Origin of the sequence: Streptomyces sp. NPDC056883 (assembly GCF_042788835.1) — a bacterium.
Classification (GTDB): domain Bacteria; phylum Actinomycetota; class Actinomycetes; order Streptomycetales; family Streptomycetaceae; genus Streptomyces; species Streptomyces stoeckheimensis.
This window is the reverse complement of record NZ_JBHUBS010000008.1, coordinates 86,046-105,803: the sequence shown is the minus strand read 5'-3', so window position 1 is coordinate 105,803 and position 19,758 is coordinate 86,046. Positions and strand designations below refer to the sequence as shown.

Annotated in this window: 19 protein-coding genes; 9 read left to right on the top strand and 10 right to left on the bottom strand. The window is 73.7% G+C overall.

Going from position 1 to position 19,758, the window contains the following annotated elements; translation table 11 throughout:
* Window positions 1–2: 2 nt before the first annotated feature.
* From ACFRU2_RS21070 to ACFRU2_RS21055, 4 genes are all read right to left on the bottom strand, one after another.
* Window positions 3–623 (bottom strand): TetR family transcriptional regulator, encoded by a 621-nt coding sequence (locus ACFRU2_RS21070; RefSeq protein ID WP_382974634.1) that lies wholly within the window; start codon window positions 621–623, stop codon window positions 3–5.
* A 49-nt stretch (window positions 624–672) separates the two neighbouring features.
* Window positions 673–1,947, bottom strand: coding sequence for a hypothetical protein (locus ACFRU2_RS21065; RefSeq protein WP_382974174.1), 1,275 nt, complete (start codon window positions 1,945–1,947; stop codon window positions 673–675).
* Window positions 1,944–2,759 (bottom strand): hypothetical protein, encoded by an 816-nt coding sequence (locus tag ACFRU2_RS21060; RefSeq protein WP_382974631.1) that lies wholly within the window; start codon window positions 2,757–2,759, stop codon window positions 1,944–1,946. The genes ACFRU2_RS21065 and ACFRU2_RS21060 overlap by 4 nt, the downstream gene beginning before the upstream one ends.
* A 176-nt stretch (window positions 2,760–2,935) precedes the next feature.
* Complete coding sequence (locus ACFRU2_RS21055) at window positions 2,936–5,101, bottom strand: right-handed parallel beta-helix repeat-containing protein (RefSeq protein WP_382974171.1); 2,166 nt, start codon at window positions 5,099–5,101, stop codon at window positions 2,936–2,938.
* Between the two features lie 227 nt (window positions 5,102–5,328).
* Here ACFRU2_RS21055 and hmgA point away from each other — a divergent pair, with 227 nt between their 5' ends.
* Together hmgA and ACFRU2_RS21045 are read left to right on the top strand one after the other, a co-directional pair.
* Complete coding sequence (hmgA, locus tag ACFRU2_RS21050) at window positions 5,329–6,651, top strand: homogentisate 1,2-dioxygenase (RefSeq protein WP_382974170.1); 1,323 nt, start codon at window positions 5,329–5,331, stop codon at window positions 6,649–6,651.
* A gap of 64 nt (window positions 6,652–6,715) precedes the next feature.
* Window positions 6,716–7,465, top strand: a complete 750-nt coding sequence (locus ACFRU2_RS21045) for a GntR family transcriptional regulator (protein ID WP_382974628.1) — start codon at window positions 6,716–6,718, stop codon at window positions 7,463–7,465.
* Window positions 7,466–7,503: 38 nt separating this feature from the next.
* Here ACFRU2_RS21045 and ACFRU2_RS21040 read toward each other — a convergent pair whose 3' ends face one another.
* Window positions 7,504–7,665 carry a hypothetical protein gene (locus ACFRU2_RS21040; protein WP_382974168.1) on the bottom strand — a complete coding sequence of 54 codons (162 nt, stop codon included), beginning with the start codon at window positions 7,663–7,665 and terminating at the stop codon, window positions 7,504–7,506.
* Window positions 7,666–7,811: 146 nt separating this feature from the next.
* Between ACFRU2_RS21040 and ACFRU2_RS21035 the strand changes: the two genes are divergently transcribed.
* On the top strand, window positions 7,812–8,957 hold the full coding sequence (locus ACFRU2_RS21035) for a type ISP restriction/modification enzyme (RefSeq protein ID WP_382974626.1): 1,146 nt from the start codon (window positions 7,812–7,814) through the stop codon (window positions 8,955–8,957).
* A gap of 158 nt (window positions 8,958–9,115) precedes the next feature.
* On the opposite strand, the gene ACFRU2_RS21030 is transcribed toward ACFRU2_RS21035, so the two are convergent.
* Window positions 9,116–9,841 (bottom strand): TetR/AcrR family transcriptional regulator, encoded by a 726-nt coding sequence (locus tag ACFRU2_RS21030; protein WP_382974166.1) that lies wholly within the window; start codon window positions 9,839–9,841, stop codon window positions 9,116–9,118.
* Window positions 9,842–9,911: 70 nt separating this feature from the next.
* Between ACFRU2_RS21030 and ACFRU2_RS21025 the strand changes: the two genes are divergently transcribed.
* Together ACFRU2_RS21025 and ACFRU2_RS21020 are read left to right on the top strand one after the other, a co-directional pair.
* The gene (locus tag ACFRU2_RS21025) at window positions 9,912–10,931 is read left to right on the top strand and encodes an ATP-binding cassette domain-containing protein (RefSeq protein ID WP_382974164.1); all 1,020 of its coding nucleotides are present in this window, start codon (window positions 9,912–9,914) and stop codon (window positions 10,929–10,931) included.
* Window positions 10,928–11,716 (top strand): ABC transporter permease, encoded by a 789-nt coding sequence (locus ACFRU2_RS21020; RefSeq protein ID WP_382974162.1) that lies wholly within the window; start codon window positions 10,928–10,930, stop codon window positions 11,714–11,716. The genes ACFRU2_RS21025 and ACFRU2_RS21020 overlap by 4 nt, the downstream gene beginning before the upstream one ends.
* 7 nt (window positions 11,717–11,723) lie before the next feature.
* Here the strand turns inward: ACFRU2_RS21020 and ACFRU2_RS21015 are convergent, their stop codons facing one another.
* On the bottom strand, window positions 11,724–12,674 hold the full coding sequence (locus ACFRU2_RS21015; protein WP_382974160.1) for a hypothetical protein: 951 nt from the start codon (window positions 12,672–12,674) through the stop codon (window positions 11,724–11,726).
* 126 nt (window positions 12,675–12,800) lie between these two features.
* Here ACFRU2_RS21015 and ACFRU2_RS21010 point away from each other — a divergent pair, with 126 nt between their 5' ends.
* Window positions 12,801–14,024 (top strand): CaiB/BaiF CoA transferase family protein, encoded by a 1,224-nt coding sequence (locus ACFRU2_RS21010; RefSeq protein ID WP_382974158.1) that lies wholly within the window; start codon window positions 12,801–12,803, stop codon window positions 14,022–14,024.
* A 72-nt stretch (window positions 14,025–14,096) separates the two neighbouring features.
* Here the strand turns inward: ACFRU2_RS21010 and ACFRU2_RS21005 are convergent, their stop codons facing one another.
* Window positions 14,097–14,366, bottom strand: a complete 270-nt coding sequence (locus ACFRU2_RS21005; RefSeq protein WP_030720225.1) for a hypothetical protein — start codon at window positions 14,364–14,366, stop codon at window positions 14,097–14,099.
* 297 nt (window positions 14,367–14,663) lie between these two features.
* Here ACFRU2_RS21005 and ACFRU2_RS21000 point away from each other — a divergent pair, with 297 nt between their 5' ends.
* On the top strand, window positions 14,664–16,361 hold the full coding sequence (locus ACFRU2_RS21000; protein WP_382974156.1) for a serine/threonine-protein kinase: 1,698 nt from the start codon (window positions 14,664–14,666) through the stop codon (window positions 16,359–16,361).
* A 34-nt stretch (window positions 16,362–16,395) separates the two neighbouring features.
* Here the strand turns inward: ACFRU2_RS21000 and ACFRU2_RS20995 are convergent, their stop codons facing one another.
* On the bottom strand, window positions 16,396–17,196 hold the full coding sequence (locus ACFRU2_RS20995; protein WP_382974624.1) for an SGNH/GDSL hydrolase family protein: 801 nt from the start codon (window positions 17,194–17,196) through the stop codon (window positions 16,396–16,398).
* A gap of 218 nt (window positions 17,197–17,414) precedes the next feature.
* Here ACFRU2_RS20995 and ACFRU2_RS20990 point away from each other — a divergent pair, with 218 nt between their 5' ends.
* A complete protein-coding gene (locus ACFRU2_RS20990; protein WP_382974154.1) occupies window positions 17,415–18,515 on the top strand; it encodes a DUF5925 domain-containing protein in 1,101 nt (366 codons plus the stop codon).
* A gap of 155 nt (window positions 18,516–18,670) precedes the next feature.
* Window positions 18,671–19,213 (top strand): FABP family protein, encoded by a 543-nt coding sequence (locus tag ACFRU2_RS20985; RefSeq protein ID WP_382974151.1) that lies wholly within the window; start codon window positions 18,671–18,673, stop codon window positions 19,211–19,213.
* Window positions 19,214–19,303: 90 nt separating this feature from the next.
* Here the strand turns inward: ACFRU2_RS20985 and ACFRU2_RS20980 are convergent, their stop codons facing one another.
* Window positions 19,304–19,696, bottom strand: a complete 393-nt coding sequence (locus ACFRU2_RS20980) for a GntR family transcriptional regulator (protein WP_382974149.1) — start codon at window positions 19,694–19,696, stop codon at window positions 19,304–19,306.
* Between the last annotated feature and the right edge of the window lie 62 nt (window positions 19,697–19,758).

Here is a 19,758-nt window from a genome sequence, read left to right as displayed (position 1 = left end):
CGTCAGTCCAGGACGCGCGCGAGGTACGCGTGCATCATCGCGCGCGTTTCGGCGACGATGGCGGCGTCGCCGTCCGGGTCGTTGCGGAAGGCCAGCTGGATCAGGGCGTCGGTGGCCTCGACCGCGACCAGGACGGCCCGTTCCAGGGTGGCGTCCGGGGTGAGGGCGAGGTGGGCGCCGAGGAGTTCGGTGAGGCGGACGGCGACCAGGTGGTTGGGGTCGGAGGCCGGCCCCTCGGGGGGCGGCGCCGGCACCCCGAAGTCGACGAGGGCGAAGCCGGGCACGCTCCGCTTCATGACCAGGTACTCGTCCAGCACCGCGTCGACGACCGGGCGCCAGTCGGTGTCCGGGAGGTCCGCGAGGCGCTGCTCGATGCCGTCGGCGTAACGGTCCAGGTTGCGGTGGGCCAGGGCGATGGCCATGGCCCGCTTGTTGCCGAAGAACCGGTAGACCGAACCGATCGGCACACCGGCCCGCAGGGCCACGGCCCGGGTGCTGAGGTTCTCGTACCCGGTCTCGTCAAGGAGCTCCGCGCAGGCGTCGAGGATCCGGGCGAGGCGGTCGGCGCTGCGCTGCTGGATCGGCGTCCGGCGCAGGGGGTGGGCTGGGGGCACGGGGTCCATCATGCCGCTCCTGGGTTCACGGTTCTGCGGCGGTACCGGTTCGGCCGCCTCAGTTCAGCAGCAGGCTGAGGCCGCCCACGGTGTACGTGATCATCAGCGCGAGCAGCGGGAGTTGCCCGGCGACGGCTTTCGCGGGCGGGAAGAGGCGTACGGAGCGGTCGTGCGCGGCGATCACCCCGAGGACGTGGCCGGTCACGACGGCGATCACCTGGAGGGCGGCGAGGCCGCCTGGACCCAAGGGGGACAAGGGTTCCGGGGCGTTGTCAGTGCCCACTGCCATGATGACTGTGCGTGGTCCTTCGGTTACCAGGAGGGAGAAGTAGTGGGCGACGAGATAGCCGAGGGCGATCGGTACGAGTGAGTGCGCGAAGGCGGTCAGCGGTCCGGGGTGCGGGCCGCAGACGAGGCGGGTGACCGCCGCGCAGAGGCAGTAGAGGGCGGCGACGAGGGCGATGGCGCCGACGAGTCCGAGGGTGGCGGCCGGGGTGCGGCCGAGGGGGGAGGTCTGGATCGCGTTGATCCACGAGGGGTTGTCGGAGAAGCCGTCGTAGGCGGTGGATCCGAGCAGGACGCAGACGGTGGCGACGAGTCCGGGCCGCTCGGGTGTCGCGTCGAGTCCGTGGAAGGGGTTACGGAGGACCAGGCGGCCGTCGCCGCGACGGCCGAGGGGGGAGAGCCGGGCCAGGAGGGCGGAGTACGCCTCGAAGGCGTCTCCGTCGGCGAACCAGTGCTCGCCGTAGCGGGCGGCGAACACGAGGTGGACGGCGGCGTAGCCGGTCAGGGCGATCAGGAGGGTGGTGGTGGAGGCGGGATCGGGAGAGACGAGTTCGAGCCAGGTGAAGGCGAAGAGCCCGGCTGCGGCCGGCCATTGCCCCGGCCGGGCGGGGAGCGGGCGGTGCGATCGGGGCTTCCCCGGCAGCCGGGCGAGCAGGCGGTGCAGGGTGCGGAGGGGGTTGAGGAGGCGCCAGACGGGGCCGAAGAGGAGGGAGGCGGGGACGAGGCCGACCCAGAGCAGGACGTAGACGGCGCCGGGAGCGGGGTTGCGGGCGGGGTCGTCGGGGCCGAGGAGGAGGTACAGGAGGACGGCGAGCGAGGCCGCGAGGCCGAGCCCGCGCAGGGCGGTGCGGGTGGTCGGCGCGTCGGCCACCCGCTGGACCCCCGCGGGCAGGGCCACGCCCGAGCGGTCGCCGCGGAAGCGGGAGGCCGACCAGAGGAGGCCCAGCGCGAGGAAGGAGACGAAGAGTGCGGTGAAGGCGCCGGCGAAGGCGTAGAAGGGAGAGATCGGCAGATCGTGCTGCGAGCCGATGCCGTGCGCGAGCGTCATCGGACGAGGAGCTGGGTCAGGACGAGGTCGGACTCGTGGGTCTCGACCTCGAAGAGGCCCGTGCGGTCGGCCGTCAGGATCAGGGTGGCCTCCTGGCCTGCCGGCAGGGCGAGTTCCTTGTCGAAGCCGTGGACGTGCAGGGTGTCGGCGCGGTCGCTGGTGACCCGTAGGGCCACGCGTTCGCCGCGCGTCAGCTCCACCCGGCCCGGGGCCGGGCTGACCTTGCCGTCCCGCACGGTGATGGTCACCGTTCGGTCTGCTTCCTGCGCAGCCTCCGGGGCTGTGGGGGACGGTGCGGCCGGGGAGTGCGGGTGGGTGGACTGGCCGGATCCGGCGGCGAGTTCGAGGGTCGCCTGGACCGGCTTGCCCGCCACCGCCCAGGCCGTGTGGTCGTCCGCGTAGAGGCGGACGGTCAGGGTGTGCGGGCCGCCCGCCGGTACCTGCGCGGCGGGCAGGTGGAACCAAGGGCCGTACAGGCGCGCCAGTTTGCGGCCGTCCAGCTCCAGGTGCGCGTGGCCGGCACCCGGGAGGGCGGCGCCGCCGGTGCTGTCGGGGGTGAAGTGGAAGTTCGCCACCGTCAGCTGGAGGTTCCAGCCGTCCTCGGAGTCCGGCCGGGCGGCGAGCCGGACCTCCGGCGCGCCCTCGGCCGGGACCTCGCGGAGCCGGTGCCCGGCGCCGTCGTCGGCGGTGAGCAGGGTGCCGACCTTGCCGGAGGCCTGCTCGTGGGTGGTGCCGGGCTTGTGGTGGGTGGTGGCCCGTCCCCCGCAGCCCGTCGCCGCGCCGCCGGCCAGGAGCAGGGCCAGGGCGAGCAGCGTCGCCGCGCGGCCCGTCCGGCGGGACGGGCGGGACCGGCCTGGCGGCGTACCGCAGACGTCGCACCGGGTCCGCCGTTCGGGGCGGCCGCCCGGGTGGTCCGCGTGGCCCGGGTGGCCCGGGTGGCCCGGGTGGCCCGGGTGGCCCGGGTGGCCCGGGTGGCCCGGGTGGCCCGTCACGGCTGGTCTCCCCCGGCAGCGGCGCCGCCCGCGGCCTCGGCTTCGGCCTCGGCTTCGGCTTCGGCGCTGCGGGTCGGGGCGGGGCCTGCGGGGACGGGGACCCGGTCGCCGGCCGGGTCTCCGCCGGGGCCTGCCGGGCGGGCCGGGGCGGCGCCGGGGCGGGCTGCGGCGATGACGGCCCAGAGGATCCAGACCACCGCGACGAGCGACCGTATCCAGGCGGGACTGAGCGGGATCCACGGAACCATCAGGACGGCCTTGTCGAAGGCGTCGAGGAGGGTGAGCGCACCCAGCAGCAGGGTCAGACGGGCCAGCCATGGCCGGGTGGGGCGCAGGGCGAGGCCGGTGCCGGTCCACCACAGGCCGAGGCAGAGCAGGGCCAGCGCCGGGACGAAGGTGCCGACCAGGCCCATCGTGGAGCCGGCCACGTCCAGGACCAGGCCCGCGAGGCCGAGCAGCACGGCCACCCCGGCCGGGCGTGAGTGGCGCAGGCGGCGCCACCACAGGAGGCCGCCGACGAGGAGGAGGACCGCCGCGACGGCGAGGGCGAGCTGGGTCTCCACCCGCTGGAGGCCCCGGGATCCGTACCAGTCGCAGCCGGCCGGAAGCTTGCGCGCCTGGACGCTGTAGTCGGCGCAGACCAGGAGCTGGGCCAGCTTCACCGGTTCGCCGGCGAGCCGGGCCGAGCCGCCGGAGACCGCGCCGCGGCGCTCACCGCACTGCGGGAGCGTGCCCGGGGTGGAGCCGTCCGGGCCCTGCTGCCAGCAGTTGCCCCGGCCCTGGCCGTCCCACCACACGTCCATGCCGTTGGGGCGGGAGGCTCCGGACTTGTCCTTGCCCAGGATGTTGCCGGCGTAGCGGTTGTGGTGGGAGGTGTCGGCCTGCTTGGACAGCTCCTCCTCGCCGCGGATGAAGGCGGGCACGGCCGAGAGGAAGAAGCCCGCGCGCTGGTGCCCGTACACCCAGTTGTTCTCGTAGAGGTTCCAGTTGCCGCCGGCGGTGATGATGCCGGTGCCGGGGGGCATGGAGATCTGCGGGCAGACCACCCCCTGCTCGTAGCCGCGCTCGACGGGCGGTTTGGCGCAGGTGCCGTCCGCGACGTAGTGGTAGTAGTCGGCGTTGTTGTCGTGGATCAGGTTGCGTTCGAAGCGGGCGTGGTTCTGCGGGAGTCCGGGGTGGCCGGGGAAGGCGCTGTCCATCGAGGCGCCGCCCATGTTCTGGTCGAACTCGTTGTCGTGCACGTACACCGAGTCGCCCGCGGTGCCGGAGTAGCCGACCATGTTGTGGTGGCTGCGGCAGCCGGTGATCTCGATGGAGTAGCGGGGGACGTCGTAGCCGCGGCCGTCGTTGATGTTCGAGGCGCTGCCGGGGTAGATGCCGGAGTCGCCGTTGCCGTAGGACTCGCAGTTCTTGTACAGGCCGTGGTCGCTGGCGAAGGTCAGGAAGCCGTACTCGTCGTTCCAGCGGGTCAGCACGTCGTCGATGACGAAGCCGTCGCCCGCGAGGACGTACAGCGAGTTGAAGGTGGTGCGCTGGGCGGTGAAGTTGCGGAAGTAGATGCCGTTGGACTTGTCCGCGCGGATCGCGTTCAGCTTGTGGTACTTGGCGTCGATGACCACGTCCTGGCGGGAGGCCCCCGTGCCTTCGATCTGGAGGCCGGTCTTGCCGAGGATGGCGACGAGGTTCTGGTTGTGGCGGCAGGCCGCCTGCTGCTCGTACGTCAGGATCTGGTAGCCGAGCGAGGAGTTGGGCGCCTTGAGCGAGGCGCACTCCGCGGTGGGCTCGGCGAGCGAGGGCTCCTCCTCGTAGAGGCCGGGGAGGATCGCGATGTTCATGCCCGGGCGGTCCACGGCGTCGACCGCCGCCTGGAGGTCGCGGAAGCCGTTCTTCTCGCAGCGTTCGTAGAGCACGAGGTTGCGCTGCTCGAGGGCGTCGGGGAAGGCGGATATCCGGCGTTCGAAGGCGGGCCGGTCGGTCTTGCAGACGATCAGGTCGGGCTCGCCCGTGCGGTAGGCGGGGACGGAGCCGGTGCCGTCGGGGAGCTCGACGGGGCGCTCCTCGTGCGCGTTCGCGGCGGGCGCGGCGACGAGGAGGGACAGAAGCGCTAGGAGGGCGGCGAGGAGCGCCGCCGGCACGGCAGGAAACCTGCGGGTCCACGACATGCGCGTGAGAGTAGAGGAATGTTCACCTTTTGGGATCCCCTCGCGCAGGAATAGGGCCCCGACGAGCCGAGTCGTGACCCGGGACCCGCTCCGCGCCCGGCCGTGGCGGGGCCGGGACCCGGCTACCGCCCGACCATCGGCCGACTGATCGGAATCTCCCGTTGACGCACGAGCCCAGGAATCCTACTGTCAGGCATAGGATTCCTTCGGCAGACCGGGAGCGTGCAATGAGCGGCGGCAGCGAGCAGGCCAGGAAGACGGCGGAGGGGCTGGAGTACCTCACCGGCTTCGGCAACGAGCACAGCTCGGAGGCCGTGCCCGGCGCGCTGCCGATCGGGCGGAACTCGCCCCAGCGCTCCCCCCTCGGCCTCTACGCGGAGCAGCTCAGCGGCAGCGCGTTCACCGAGCCGCGTTCCCACAACCGCCGCTCCTGGCTCTACCGGATCCGCCCCTCGGCCGCGCACCCGCCCTTCACCCGGACCGACAACGGCGCCCTGCGCAGCGCGCCCTTCACGGAGGCCCCGGCCGACCCGAACCGGCTCCGCTGGAACCCGCTGCCCGACCCGGCCCCCGGTACGGATTTCCTGGCGGGCCTGTGGACCCTCGGCGGCAACGGCGACGCCACCCAGCGGTCCGGCATGGCCATCCACCTGTACTCCGCGAACGCCTCCATGACCGACCGGGTGTTCAGCGACTCCGACGGCGAGCTGCTGATCGTCCCCGAGCGCGGCGGGCTGCTCCTGCGCACCGAGTTCGGCCTGCTGAGCGCCCGGCCGGGCGAGATGGCGCTGATCCCGCGCGGGGTCCGCTTCCGCGTGGAGCTCCAGGACGAGACCGCCCGCGGGTACGTCTGCGAGAACTACGGCCGCCCCTTCGAGCTCCCCGACCTGGGCCCCATCGGCGCCAACGGGCTCGCCGCCGCCCGCGATTTCCGCGCGCCGGTCGCCTCGTACGAGGACGCCGATCGGCCGACCGAGGTGGTCAACAAGTTCTGCGGCAACCTCTGGACCGCGACCTACGACCACTCCCCGCTCGACGTGGTCGCCTGGCACGGCACGCACGTCCCGTACGTCTACGACCTGCGCAGCTTCAATGTCCTCGGTTCCATCAGCTACGACCACCCCGACCCGTCCATCTTCACGGTCCTGACCTCGCCCTCCGACACGGCGGGCCTGGCGGGCGTGGACTTCGTGGTCTTCGCGCCGCGCTGGCTGGTCGGCGAGGACACCTTCCGCCCGCCGTACTTCCACCGCAACGTGATGAGCGAGTACATGGGGCTCATCGACGGCGCCTACGACGCCAAGGCGGAAGGCTTCGTGCCCGGCGGCGGCTCCCTGCACAACATGATGTCCGCGCACGGCCCCGACCGGGAGACCTTCGACCGGGCGAGCGCCGCCGAGCTGAAGCCGCAGAAGATCGACGACGGCCTGGCCTTCATGTTCGAGACCCGCTGGCCGATCACCGCCACCGCCCAGGCCGCCGGCGCGGACCACCTCCAGGGCGGATACGACGACGTCTGGCAGGGGCTCGAGCGCCACTTCCGCGCCTAACATCACGAGCATGCCGCGCGGCGCCGCCACCGCCGCGCCCACACCGTCCTACGGAGAACCACCCGTGACCGCCTTCGCCCCCGACTCGCTGGTACTGAACCGGAAGCTGCCGCTCTGGTACCAGGTCTCCCAGTCGCTGCGCGCCTCGATACTCGGGCGCACCGCGGACGCCTCGCTGCGCCTGCCCACCGAGGAGCAGCTCGCCGAGCACTACGGGGTGAGCGTGCTGACCATGCGGCAGGCGCTCAAGGAACTGGAGACCGAGGGGCTCATCAGCCGCCACCGGCGGCGCGGGACCTTCATCGAGCCGGGGGCGCTGCGCGGGGCCCCGGTCCGGCTGCTCGGCTCGGTCGACGCGATCGTGGCGCAGCAGTCGGGCGACCGCACGACGATCCTCGGGCACGAGCGGACGGCCGTGTCCGGGGAGCTGCTGGAGCACTTCCCGGACACCGCCGAGGTGGTCACGTACCGCAGGCTCCGGCACGACAGTGAGAGCGGCGAGCCGACCAACTGGGCGGAGAACGCGGTGCGTCCGGAGCTCGCCGACGCCATCGACCTGGCGGATCTGGAGCGGTGGCCGATGACGAAGGTGCTGCGGGACATCGCGAAGGTGGACATCAGCCGGATCACCGACACCGTGGAGGCGCGGCTCGCCGACCCGCTCACGGCCGAGCTGCTCCACGTGCCGCTGCTGAGCCCGATCCTGCACTACACGGGCGTCACCTACGACGGCTCCGGCCGGGTGGTCGACGTGGCGCGGATCCGGTACCGCGGGGACCGGTTCTCCTTCACCGTGACCGTCGACGCGCACTGACCGCCGACGGGCACTGCTCGCCGACGCGCACTGACCGCCTACTTCTGGTCGTCCTCCGTTCCGCGCTCACCCTCGGCCTGGGACGGCGTGGTCCGCTGCGTCTGGGCGTGGCGGAGCTTCCTCTGCTTCTCGTCCAGGTCCTCGTCGAGCCGCTCCCCCTCGGCCTGCGACGGGGTCGAGTACTCGTCGTACTGGCTCATGTCCGCCTCCCGGGTCCTGCGTGCAGATCCCTACATAGCGAGCCTAACTCTCCGGCCTGGACGCGGCCCGGTCACCGGGTGGCGTCGCTACCATCGGCCGGGTGAGCGCTGACGCATCCCCGCGGGACCCGCTGCTGGACGATCTGATGCCCTGGGCCGTGGGCTCCCTGCGCCTGGGCCGGGCCTGGGTCGCGGCCCCCGATCCGGCGACCCTGCGGGCCCGGTGGGCCGCCCTGGCCGCCGCCGAGGGCGCCGAGCGGGAGCGGCTGTTCCGCCCGACCCGGGCGCGGAGCACGGGCGCCGGGGCGGCTGCGCTGCCGGGTCAGCGCGCCGGTTCCACGGCCCGCTTCGCGGACACGCCCGGGCCCCGCCCCGACCCCGTACGGATCCTGCGCGAGCCCTTCGACGAGCAGTGGCTGCTGCCCGACCAGCGGCTCATCGACCTGGCCCGCCCGGAGCTGTGGCGGGTGCTGGACGAGCACCAGCTGTTCGCCGTGGAGCCGGCGCAGTCGGCGGCGCTGCTGGTCACCGCGCACCTCCCGGCCGGCCGGCTCGGCCGGATCCGCCCGCTGCACCGCCGCCCGGGCGGCGCCGAGCCCAATCTCGCCCCGGGGCTCCAGCACCTCCTCGGCGAGCGGTACGGCACCTGGGTCACTCCCGAGGACGTGCTCTGCTGGATCCTCGCCGCCGGCCGCCCCGGCCCCCGGGGGTACGAGGTCCCCCTCACCGCGGACGCCACGCGCTGGCGGGCCGGGCTGGAGCTGGGCCACCGGCTGCTCTCCGTCCGGCTGCGCGGGGCCCGCGGCGGCGAGGCGCCCCGGCTGCCCGGCGGGCGCCGGCCGTACGTCCGCTCGGCGCTGCCGGCGTGGCCGCGCGAGCTCGCGTACGACCCGGAGAGCGAGACCCTGACGGTCGGGGGCGGCTCGGGCGGCGGCAGCGTGTCGCCCGTACCGGCCGGGGCCTGGGAGTACGAGGTCCAGGGCGTCCGCGTGCTGGAGTCCTGGTTCGCCGCCCGGCTCGCGCACCGGGACCCGGAGGCCGAGGGGCTGGACGCGGTGGGTCCGGCCGAGTGGCCGCAGGGCTGGACCTCGGAGCTGCTGGCCCTGGTGACGACCCTGGCGCTGCTGGCCGAACTGGAGCCGGAGCGGGCGGCGTTCGAGGTGGGACCGGCGCTGACCGCCGACGAGCTGCGGGCGGGCGGGGTGCTGCCGCCGCCGGACTGGGCCCGGCGGCCGGCCTCGGTCCTGGACCACCAGGAGGAGGGGCCGGGCGGGCAGTTCGCGCTGCTCTGAGGCGCGGGGGCCTCGGGGCGGGGGGCCCTGCGGGGCGGGGGCCCTGCGGGGCGGGGGCCCTACCCGCCCTTCCTCCGTTCCCCGGGGCTGCGCCCGGACCCCCCCCTGGGACTCCGCCCCAGACCCCGGTCCTCAAACGCCGGACGGCCGAAAACCGGTCAGGTGCCCCAGGCTCCCAGCAGGCGTGACACCGAGCGGTCGAACACCGCCGCCGGATCGGGCAGTTCGCCCGGGATGCCCGGTGCGGTCGCGAGGACGCCGGCCAGGAGCGGGTACTCCCCCGTCATCAGCCGGGAGCCGAGCCAGGCCCCCCGTACGGCCTGTTCCTCGGCCTCGCTCCAGGGGAGTTGACGGGCCCGCTCGGCCAGGGCCAGTTCGCCCGCCACGAAGGTGGCGACCGTGCCGTTGATCGCGGCGATCAGCTCCAGCTTCTCCCCGCCCGGAGCGTCCAGCGACGCCAGGCAGGCCAGGCTGTGCTCCAGGTACATCAGGGCGTTCGGGCCGAATCCGTAGACCGGGCTCAGCAGCCGGGGCAGCCAGGGGTGCCGGTGCATGAGGGCGCGGGTCTGGCGGGCCAGCGCGAGCTGGTCGGCCCGCCAGTCGCCGGTCGGCGGCGCGAGGTCGTACTCCCCGCTGACCGCGTCGACCATCAGCTCGTACAGGTCCTCCTTGCGCGGCACGTAGTTGTAGAGGGACATGGTCCCGGCGCCGATCCCGGCCGCCACGCGCCGCATCGAGACGGCGTCGATCCCCTCCTCGTCGGCGATCCGCACCGCCTCGGCGGCGATCGAGTCGCGGCTGTGGGCCGGCCGGGGGCCGCGGCCGGCCCGCGGCGGGCGGGCCCAGATCACTTCGGGTTCAGCGGAGCGGCCGCTGGATGTCATCGCTCATCACCTCGTCCATCTCCACCATCGTAGTTACGTACGGCGTACGTAGTCATGTATGGTGCACCACATGACGACTACGTACGCTGTACTTAGTGAGGGCCTGGAGAAGAACTACGGCGAGGTCCGCGCCCTGAGCGGTCTGGATCTCGCCGTTCCGGAGGGCACCGTCTGCGGCCTCCTCGGCCCCAACGGCGCGGGAAAGACCACCGCCGTCCGGATCCTCACCACGCTCACCGCACCCACCGCCGGGCGCGCCCTCGTCGCCGGACACGACGTCACCGGGGCCCCCGCCGCCGTCCGCCGGGCCATCGGGGCCACCGGCCAGTACGCCTCGGTCGACGGGGACCTGACCGGCGCCGAGAACCTCCGGCTCTTCGCCCGCCTCGCCGGACTGCGCGGCCGGGCCGTCCGGGCCCGCGCCGACGAGCTGCTGGAGGACTTCGGCCTCACCGAGGCCGCCGACCGGGTGGCGAGCACCTGGTCCGGCGGGATGCGCAGGCGCCTCGACCTGGCCGCCGGGCTGGTCACCCGGCCCCGCGTCCTGTTCCTCGACGAGCCCACCACCGGTCTCGACCCGGCGGCCCGCGAGCAGATCTGGACGGCCGTACGAGACCTCGCGCGCGAGGGCACCACCGTGCTGCTCACCACCCAGTACCTGGAAGAGGCCGACCGGCTGGCCGACGACATCGTGCTCGTGGACCACGGCCGGGCCGCCGCCACCGGCACACCCGCCGAGCTCAAGGCCCGGATCGGCGCCTACGCCGAGGTCTCCGTCGACGGGGCCGGGGCCCTCGCGGGCGCGGCCGCCGTGCTCGACCAGCTGACCGGGGCTCTGCCCACCCTGGATCCGGAGCGCCTCACCGTCGGCGTGACCGCCCTCGACCCCGGGCTCACCCTGCCCCGGATCGTCCGGGCCCTCGACGCGGCCGGCATAGCCGTCACCGACGCGAGTCTGCGCCCGCCGACCCTCGACGAGGTCTTCCTGCGCCTCGTCGGAGCTCCCCCGGCCCCGAAGAACCCGGCCCCGGCCCCGGCCACTGCCACTGCCACTGCCACTGCCACTGCCACCAAGGAGAACGTCGCATGAGCACCCTGCTGTCCGACGGCGGCGCCGTCCTCACCCGCCAGCTGCAGAAGGCCCGGCACGCTCCGGCCCTGCTCATCCTCACCCAGACCATGCCCATCACCATGCTGCTGTTCTTCGGCTACGTCTTCGGCAGCGCGCTCGCCATGCCGGGCTCCGAGTACCGGCAGTTCCTGGTCCCCGGGCTGCTCGCCGCCACCGCCGCGAACGGCCTGATGACCGGCATGTTCACGGCCGCGCAGGACGCGCACCGCGGGGTGATGGACCGGTTCCGGACCCTGCCGATGAGCCGGAGCGCGGTGCCGCTCGGGCAGACGGCGGCGGACCTGGTGACCACCGGCGTCTCGATGGTGCCGCTGATCCTGGTGGGGCTGGCCATGGGCTGGCGGGCGGAGAACGGGCTCCCGGGGGCCCTCGGAGCCTTCGGCGTCCTACTGCTGTTCCGGTTCGCCACCGCGTGGGTGGGGACGTACCTCGGCCTGCTGAGCAAGAGCGAGGAAGCGGCGGGTCAGCTCGGCAGCGCCACCTTCATCCTGCCGCTGCTCTCCAGCGCGTACCTGCCGACCGCCGGGCTGCCGGGGTGGCTGCGTACGGCCGCCGAGTGGAACCCGATCAGCGCGGTCGCGACGGCCGTGCGCCGGCTCTGCGGGAACGCGGGCGGCGAGGCCGCCGCGGGCGCCGCCTGGCCGGTCGCGCACCCGGTCGCCGGGGCGCTGCTGTGGTCGCTGGTCCTGCTGGCGCTCTTCGTGCCGGCGGCCACGCGCCGGTTCGCGCGTGGCCTCGGCTGAGCACGGGCTAGGGCACCGGGGAGATCGGCACCTGTACGGTCCGCTGGAAGGACGCGGGGCCACCGGCGTCGAGGGCGTCCGCCACGGTCAGCTGGACGTCGGCGGTGAAGCGACAGCCGATCGAGGCGATGCCGCACACCCGGTAGCGGACCACGACGCTCCGCTCGGAACCGGCGGGCACCGAGCCGACCGCCTGCGGCACCGGGCCGATCCGGGTGACCCCCGGGGAGCTCGTGGCCGCGTCGTTCAGGACCACGCCGAAGGCGTCTCCGGGTCCGGTGTTCCTGATCCGGTACTCCACGCTCAGGGTCCGGGAGAGGTAGGCGAACGGGCCTCCCCAGAAGGCGCGGTGGGTCAGGGCGATCGTGGGCTGGAGGGGATCCGCGGAGCCGAGAAGGTTCAGCGCCCACGGCCGGCCGGTGCCGACGGAGAGGTCCATATTGAGGTTGAAGGTGCCCGACCCGGTGGTCTGCCGGTAGGAGTTGCCCGGCGTGGAGTCGGCGACGACCGTCCAGGTGCCGGCCCCGGAGATCGCGGGCCCGGCGTGGGCGAGGGTCGGCGCGGCGCAGCTTCCGGCGCTCAGGGCCAGGGTCAGGGTGCCGCGCGCGTTGGTCAGTGTGACGCGCCCGTCGTTGCCCCGCAGCGCCGCCTGGGCGGCGCTCAGGTTGACCGGGAGGTCGAAGGCCAGCTGGCTGGGCAGCGAGGAGAACAGTCCGGCGGGCACCGCCTGACTGCCGGTGATGCGCCGGGTCTCGGTGAGCGGTCCGCTCGTGCAGTCCGGAGCCAGGCTCGCCACGGTCCCGTTGGCGTTCGAGGCGGAGATGCTCAGCGGCGTCGGGGCGAGGCCCGCGGCGGGCGCCGGACCGGCCGCCAGCGCGAGCCCGGCGACCAGAGCTATCACCACGACCGCCACCCGCCGGATCGGGGAGCGCGGATCGAGTGCGGTCGGGCGTCTCATGGGCAACCCTTCGGTGCGAGTCGATGGACGACGCGCCATACCATACGCAGACAAATCGCCAGGAATGGGGGATGTCGCCACCCTGCGTGGTGACAGATCCCCCTCCAGGCCGGTAGGCAGAGCGTCATGACACCCGACCGCCACAGCGACACGCAGGCCACCGACCCCCTCCCCCTCGACGGCATCACCGTCGTCTCGGTCGAGCAGGCCGTATCCGCGCCCTTCGCCACCCGCCAGCTCGCCGACCTCGGCGCCCGGGTGATCAAGATCGAGCGGCCCGACGGCGGGGACTTCGCCCGCGGCTACGACACCGCCGCGCACGGTCTCGCCTCACATTTCGTGTGGGCCAACCGGGGGAAGGAGTCGCTCGCGCTCGACCTCAAGGACCCGCGCGGGCGGGAGGTCCTGCACCGGCTGCTCGACGGGGCCGACGTCTTCGTGCAGAACCTCGCCCAGGGGGCCGCCGCCCGGCTCGGGCTCGACTCCGCCTCGCTGTGCACCCGCTACCCCCGGCTGGTCGCCGTGGACGTCTCCGGCTACGGCCCCGAAGGCCCGTACGCCCACAAGCGCGCCTACGACATGCTCGTCCAGTGCGAGGCCGGCCTGGTCTCGGTGACCGGCACCCCGGAGCAGCCGGTCAAGGCGGGCATCCCGGCGGCGGACATCGCGGCCGCCATGTACGCCTTCTCGGGCGTGCTCGCCGCCCTCCTGCGCCGCGGGATCACCGGGCGGGGCGGCAGGGTGGAGGTGTCGATGCTCGACGCGCTCGCCGAGTGGATGGGGCATCCGCTGCACCACACCATGCACGGCGGGGAACAGCCGGTGCGGACGGGCCTCGCGCACGCCGTGATCGCGCCCTACGACGCCTACGCGACGGCGGACGGCGACCGGGTGCTGCTGTCGGTACAGAACGACCGGGAATGGCTGCGGCTGGCCGAACAGCTGCTGGAGCGCCCGGAGTTGGCCGACGATCCGGGATTCGCGACGAACTCCGCGCGGACCGCGAACCGGGAGAAGACCGACGCGGTGGTCGCCGAAGCGCTGGGCCGGCTCGGCGCGGACGCGGCGATCGAGCGGCTGGAGGCCGCGGGCATCGCCTGCGCACGGCTGAACTCGGTGGCACAGCTCGCCGCGCACCCGCAGCTGGAGGCCCGGGACCGCTGGCGGGAGGTGGGCTCGCCTGCGGGCCCGCTGCGGGCCCTGCTGCCGCCGATCGGACTGCCCGGCGGCGCGGCACCGCACATGGGTGCGGTGCCCGCGCTCGGCGAACACACCGAAGCCCTGCTGCACGCCCTGGGGATGACGGGCGAACAGATCACGGCATTGCGCCGGGACGGCGTGGTTCGCTGACTGGGCAGGGTTGATCAGGCCGGGGACGGAGCGGCGGCACTGCGGGGGCGGGAACACCCCCCGACCGGACGGTTACGAACGGCGGCTGCCGAAGAGGGTGCGCCGGAGCCTCCGCAGCGGCGCGAAGAGCGATACGCGCGCGCTCCGGCTCCGCAGCCGGTGCGTGTGGTCGCGCGAGGTGAGCTCGCGCATGAGCAGCGTCGCCTCGGCGGTCTCGCGGTGCGGGACGGCGGGACCGCCCAGCACGGCGAGGTGGCGGTCGAGGCGCGAACTGGTCGCACCACTGCCGCATGTGATGGCAGGCACGCGAGGCGGCCTGCTGCGCATTGCTATCTGTTCCATGTCTCTCCCCACCCGTATGAGGGCACCCGGCCCACCGGGCAGGGTAACCCTATCGTCCCCACGTCGCGCACGGGTATCCCGGTGGTGTGAATTGCCCGTGTGGCGAGCGGGAGTTGACGATTACTCAGCGGAGTCGATCGTCACTCTCCGCGAAATTCAACGGGGTTCGGGGGACCTGCAACCACATCCGCGCCGACTGCGTGACTCCGCGTGACTCCTGTCGCGACCGGAGCCACGGCGCACGCTCTGCGCTAACTTGGAGTGATCGTCCGGTAACGCTCTTGGGGGCGCGCGTGAATGAGGCTTTCGGTGACTGAGTCCGCGTCGAACGGGGACGGCGCCGACGACCGCGTCATCGCCGGACGCTACCGCCTGCTGGGCCCGCTCGGCCGCGGCGGGATGGGCATGGTGTGGCGGGCCCGGGACGAGGTCCTGGGGCGCGAGGTCGCCGTCAAGGAAGTACGCGCCCCGGCCGGGATGGACGAGGCCGAGGTGGCCCGGATGTACCGGCGCCTGGAGCGGGAGGCCTGGGCCGCGGCCCGCGTCTCGCACCGGGGCGTGGTCACCGTCTACGACGTGGCCACCGAGGACGGCCGGCCCTGGATCGTGATGGAGATCGTACGGGGACTCTCGCTCGCGGAGGTCCTGGAGGGCGACGGGCCGCTCACCCCACAGCGGACCGCGCACATCGGCGAACAGGTACTGGCCGCACTGCGCTCCGCACACGAGGCGGGGGTGCTGCACCGGGACGTCAAACCGGGCAACGTGCTGATCGCCAACGACGGCCGCGTGGTGCTCGGCGACTTCGGAATCGCGAGCCTGGAGGGCTCCACCGCCATCACCATGACGGGCGAGGTGGTCGGGTCCCCCGAATTCCTGCCGCCCGAGCGGGCGTTGGGGCGCGAGCCGGGTCCCGGGTCGGACCTGTGGGCGCTCGGGGTGACGCTGTACCTGGCCGTGGAGGGGGTCTCCCCCTTCCACCGGGAGTCCCCGGTGGCCACGCTGCGGGCGGTCGTGGACGAGCAGTTCCCGGCGCCGCGGCGGGCCGGGCCGCTGACGCCCGTGCTGGAGGGGCTGCTGGTCAAGGATCCCGCGGAGCGGCTGTCCGCGGCCGAGGCGGCCCGGATGCTGCGCATCGTCGGCGCGGGAGGGACCGTACGCGCCTCCGGCGGGCCGGTGTCGGGTCCCGCGACGGCTGCGACGGCGGGGGCGGGCATCGGCGCGGACGGCCCGACCTCGGTGCTGCAGAACCGGTACGGCCACCCCACCCCACCGCTGCCGCCGCCCGGTACGGGATCGGCGCGGACGCTGCCCCCGGAAGCCGGGGGGAACGGGGGGAACGGGGCCGGACTGGTGCTGGGCGGCGGGATCGTGGTGCTGCTCGCGGTGGTGGTGCTGCTGGGATGGCTGCTGCTGAAGGACCGCAACGCGGGCGGGGACGGCGATGGCGGGGCGACGACCGCACCGACCGCCACGCAGAGCGCTCCGCCTTCCCCGACCCCCTCGCCGAGCGGGTCTCCCTCGCCCTCCGCCTCCCCTTCTCCCTCTCCTTCGGCGACTCCGCCTCCGGGCATCACCCTGTCCGCCGTCCAGGCCGTCCGGGACGCCTACCGCGGTGAGTGCCCGCCGCCCGCCGCCGAGGCGCCCGCCTTCACCGCCACCGTGACGGTGGAGCGGACCCCGGCGATGGTGGAGTACCGGTGGACCACGCGCAGCGGCAAGACCTCGGGCCCCGGCTGGCGGACCCTCGCGTATCCGGCGGGCGGGCCGACGAGCGTACGGCTGGACCACACGGAGCTGACGCACGACCCGGACGCGACCTTCGAGGACGCGGTGCGGCTGGAGGTCCGGGCGCCGTCGGAGGCGGCTTCGGCCTGGCTGGAGTTCTCGGTGACGTGCGAAAAGGAGACCCCGACGGGCGGGGCCTCCTCTCCGAGCACGTCCGGACCCACCTCTTCCCCGTCACCCAACCCGGGTCCGACCGCCAGCCCGTGACGCGCCGGTCCGTGACGCGTCAGGCCGTGATGCGTCAGGCCGCGTTGGTGAAGACGGGCAGGTAGCCGCCGGACTGTCCGGCGGCGGTCGGGTGGTAGGACTCACCGATGTTCAGCCAGTTGAGGCTGTGCAGCCACTCGCTGCCGGAGCAGATCTCGTGCCCGGTGAAGGCGCCGGCGACCGAGGCGAAGGCGAAGCCGTGGTTGGCGGCGCGTTTGGCGATGGCGGCGTTGAGGTAGTCGGAGGCGCCGTTGATGGCCGTGCGCTCGCCCTCCGACAGCCCGGCCACGCAGGTGCCGTTCAGCTTGTAGAAGCGGGGATAGCCGAGGACGACCACGCGGGCGCCCGGGGACCGGCTGTGGATCGCGTTGTAGACCTGGTCGAGCTGGCCGGGGAGGGTGGAGTCGACGTACGCCTTGGCCTGGTTGACCCGGCTGACGCAGGTGGCTTCGGACTGGAGCACACAGGTGGTCATGACGTCGGAGAATCCTGCGTCGTTGCCGCCGATGGTGATGCTGACGAGGTCGGTGCCGGCGTTCAGCGGGGTGAGCTGGCCGCTCATCACATCACCCGTACGAGCGCCCGAGCAGGCGGCGAAGGAGAAGGTCTGGGGGGAGTGTGCGGCGGCCCAGAGGGCCGGGTAGGCGCGGGGGGTGCGCTTGCAGTTCCCGCTGGCGCTGTCGTAGTTGCCGGCGCCGACGCCGGAGGAGTAGGAGTCGCCGAGGGCGACGTAGCCGAAGTCGGCGGCGGCGGTTGCCGGACCGGCTCCGAACAGGGCTGCGCCCGCGGCGAGTAACAGGGCAGAGGCCAAGGCGGCGAAACGAGGCATTTTCATGCTCATGTGTGCGGCTCCTCGTGGGGGGTTACTCCGGAGTTACTCCTGAGTCCGTGGTACAAGGAACCGAGGTCGGCTGGAAGTGTCCATGCCAAGAATGTTCGGGGCGGACATGCGGCGCGAATCTTCACCCGCACGGCGTTTGAAGAGGGAATCCCGCCACCCGTTCCGGCGAAACACGGGTGCATGAGGCCAGTTCGTGCCGGATCATGGGCGCCATGCCAGCCAACCCTCAGGACGCGCTGCCGATCCGGCTCAACGTCGACGACAGCGACTCCCCGTCGGACGTCGTCGACGCGCTGTTCCTCGGCCGCTTCGCGTCCGGCGAGCAGCCCCACTCGCACAGCGTGTCGATCGACCGGGTCAAGCCCGGCGTGACCCTGCTGCCGTCCGGGGCCACGGTGTTGCGCTCCGCCCGCGACAGCGACCGCAGCGCGACGCTCGCCGAGGGCGAGGGCTGGACCATGCTCGTCTCCCGCTGGAGCCGGGGCGCGGACGTCACCGTGACGGCGGTCAGCGAGGAACTCGCCGCCGGTGTGCTCGGCGAGGCCACCGAGGGTGCGCAGGACGAGCCCGAACCCCAGCCCGAGAACGTCGCGATGGGCTTCTGGTACGTCTCTCCGCGCCGCGGCCCCTACCGGACGACCCGGCAGATCGCGGCCGGCACCTGGGAAGAGGTGCGGCCCAACTACACGGCTCCCGTGGCCGGGGCGATGGACCGGCTGATGAAGGTCACCCCCGACGACATCGCCGGCCGGCTACTCCTGCTGCACGGCCCGCCGGGCACCGGGAAGACCTCCGCCCTGCGCACGCTCGCCCGGTCCTGGCGGGACTGGTGCCAGGTGGACTGCGTACTGGACCCGGAGCGGCTGTTCAACGACATCGGCTACCTGATGGACATCGCGATCGGCGAGGACGAGGGCACGGCGAAGAGCCGCTGGCGGCTGCTGCTCCTGGAGGACTGCGACGAGTTGATCCGCGGCGAGGCCCGGCACACCGCCGGGCAGGCGCTGTCACGGCTGCTGAACCTCACGGACGGCCTCCTCGGCCAGGGCCGCAACGTCCTGGTGGGCGTCACGACCAACGAGGACCTGGAGCGGCTCCACCCGGCGGTGGTCCGGCCCGGGCGGTGCCTCGCCCGCATCGAGATCGGCCGGCTGACGCACCGCGAGGCGGTGGACTGGCTCGGCACCGACGAGGGCATCTCCCGCGAGGGCGCGACGCTGGCGGAGCTCTTCGCCCTGCGCCGCGGCGCGTCGGGCCCCGCCGCGCTGCTGCCGCCGCAGGCCCACGACACGGAGGCCGGGCTGTACTTGTAGGTGCGGCACGCGCACGTGCGGCGGCCCGGCCCACGGGTCCCACCGCGCGGGGCGCGCACGGGTCCGGCGCGCACGCCGAGGACAATGGGGGCGCGGCCGAAGGCCCCCACCGGCCGTCCGCACCTCCGGGGGACCCACGAACAGGAGAACGCACCGTGCTCGAACCGGCGCAGGAGAATCCCTTCCCCGACAGCCACGTCCTCGGCGAGGGCCCCGACCCGCACCCGCAACTCCAGCCGGTGCTCGGCCTCATCGGACGCTGGCACGGACGGGGCAGCGGCGAGTACCCGACCCTGGAGCACGGCTTCCGGTACGAGCAGGAGATCACCTTCAGCCACGACGGCCGGCCCTTCCTCGTCTACGAGTCCCGCGCGTGGCTGATCGACGACTCCGGCACGGCCGTGCGCCCCGCCGGCCGGGAGACCGGATGGTGGCGCATCCTCCCGGACGCCTCGGTCGAGGTCACGCTCGCCCACCCGACGGGCATCGTCGAGACGTACGTCGGCCGGGTCTCCGGCACGGAGATCGAGATGGCCACCGACACGGTGGGGCTGACCCCGCTGGCCAAGGAGGTCACCGGCATGCGACGCCGGTACGCGCTCCAGGAGGGCGGGCTGACGATCGTGCAGGAGATGGCCGCGGTGGGCCAGCCCATGCAGCACCACCTCCAGGCCCGGCTGTTCCCGCGCAAGGACTGACCGGCGGGGCACCGCCGGTCAGGGGGCGGCCTCCGGCGGTGCCGGCCGTGCAGAGCGTGCCGGCCGTGCAGTGCGGAGCGGGCCCGGGGGTCAGTCCGCGTACCGCGCGCGCAGCGCGTCCAGTGCCGCGGCGGTCGCCTCGTCGAAGGTGAGGCCGAGCCGTCGCGCCCGCTCCGCGTAGGCCTGCGCGGCGGTGGCCGCCTCCCGGGCGGAACCGTCACCGGACGCCGCCACGAAGCTGCCGGCCCGGCCGCGCGTCTCGATCACGCCGTCCGACTCCAGCGCCCGGTACGCCTTCGCGACCGTGTTCGCCGCCAGCCCCAGGTCCTCCGCGAGCCCGCGGACCGTCGGCAGTTTGAACCCGGCGGGCAGCCGGCCCGCCCGCGCCCCGGAGGCGATCTGGGAGCGCAGCTGCTCGTACGGGGCGGCGGCGCCCGGCGCGCCGTCGATGCGGATCTTCAGGTGCGGAGAAGTCGAGGTCACGCGGCTGATTGTCCCCCATCCGCCGGGAAATTCGCAGGCGCCGGCCGCCCTGCCGCCCTACC